General features: G+C 41.7%; 1 protein-coding gene. It reads right to left on the bottom strand.

Annotated features, from left to right (window positions below; genetic code table 11):
* Positions 1-38: 38 nt before the first annotated feature.
* On the bottom strand, positions 39-1,086 hold a 1,048-nt coding region (locus tag RTW80_RS25760), incomplete at its 5' end, for a site-specific integrase (protein WP_109158052.1).

Genomic DNA, 1,086 nt, shown 5'->3' with positions numbered 1-1,086 from the left:
CTAAGCAGGCTCTCAGCGAAAAGGCTGCTTAGTACGAATCAAATATGTTCTAATAAATCATATAGTTGAGACACAGCGACTGACTTACCATATCTTCGGTATGTGATTGAATTATCTGCATGTCCTAAGAATGCAGCAGCATAATGCTCCACTACACCAGCATTTTTTAACTTAGTGGCAATGTAATGTCGCAGTGAATGAAACTCTGGAACCCCTAATTTTTTGCGATAACCGCTAAACCAGCGGGTGAAGTAGTGGCTGTATGACCCTTTATAGAAAGTTAACTGCGGGAACAGTCTACCCTTCTGGTTCTGTACATAGTCCAAAAATCCGATATCTATCAATTTGTTATGAATTGGTATTGTACGTTTACTGTTCTCCGTTTTGACCACCTGTCTATCATGACGATCATCAATCCTGATGCACCACCTTCCCTCATCTTTTAATATATCACCATGATATAACTGACAAATTTCATTAGCTCTCATTCCCGTAAATCGACCAAGCAAAATAATCCATCTCTTCCAGTCAGGTAAAGCACCGATCCCATTCTCCAGACATCTGATCTGAGCAGAGGTATATGCTTCTCGCTTTTGGGAAACAGGTTCGCGATCCTTTTGGAGCAATCCCTCAAAGGGATTTTGAAAATCATAGTCAGTACGGTGTTTCAGCCATCGGAAAAAACCACTGATTTTCTTAACATATTTGTTCTTTGTAGGAATCGCGACATCCAGCCCGCTAATGAATTCAGCAGCCCTGCTACGCTTAAACACCTGATCAGTGAAGCTAAAGTACTTATCAATACAGCGTTTTATAGAAGAAACTTCCCTTTCACAAACTTCACGGCTTTTAAACTCAACGTACTGCTCAGCTTGTAGTTTTAGTTCGCTAAGCGACAAGTCTGAATGAGAGGATTGAATCAAATCGATTGTAGTCGTGGCGGTTTCAGTACTCAGCCAAAGACGATCTGCAAAGCGTAAAGATCGCTTTATCGCTTCGGTCTTTGAACGCGTACCTAACGAACGACGAAACTCGCGGCGTTTACCACAGGGTAAGACATTAACTTTCCTGTAGTACCAGATCCCA

The sequence above is a fragment of the Escherichia sp. AM3 genome (assembly GCF_032029835.1).
Taxonomy (GTDB): Bacteria; Pseudomonadota; Gammaproteobacteria; order Enterobacterales; family Enterobacteriaceae; genus Escherichia; species Escherichia coli.
Note: the sequence above shows the minus strand (reverse complement) of the source record. Positions and strands in the feature narration are given on the sequence as shown.